The organism is Alcanivorax sp. HI0083, assembly GCF_001635175.1.
Genome location: NZ_LWFX01000744.1, coordinates 1 through 529 on the forward strand (window position 1 = coordinate 1; position 529 = coordinate 529).

Genomic DNA, 529 nt, shown 5'->3' on the forward strand with positions numbered 1-529 from the left:
GCATATCCAGCCCAACGGCTTCAAGGCCATGGTGGTGGTGGGCAGCCGCCATGCGGCCACGGTGTACAAGAAGACCCTGGATGAGCTGGGCGCGCCGCCGTCCGAGGTGATTATCAGTGGTAGCCACAATGACGAGGGCTACATTGCCAAGTACACCGACAAGGCCCAGCAGAAGCAGGCCATCGATGGTTTCAAGAAGCCCCTGAACGAGAACCCGCTGGCCTTCCTGATTGTGAAGGACATGCTGCTCACCGGCTTCGATGCCCCCATTGCCCAGGTGATGTACATCGACCGCAGCCTGAAGGATCACACCCTGATGCAGGCCATTGCGCGGGTGAATCGTACCTACAAGGGGAAGCAGGCGGGCTTTGTGGTGGATTACTACGGCCTGTCCGATTACCTCACCGAGGCGCTGGAGCAGTTCAGCAGCGATGACGTGGAAGGCACCTATGTCACCCTGAAGGACGAGATCCCCAAGCTGAAGGCGACGCATACGCGGGTGGCGCAGGTGTTCAGTGGCCTTCAGGGC

General features: G+C 60.1%; 1 pseudogene. It reads left to right on the plus strand.

The features are described 5' to 3' along the window. Positions 1-529: pseudogene (locus tag A3754_RS07295) on the plus strand (deoxyribonuclease HsdR); the annotation flags it as partial.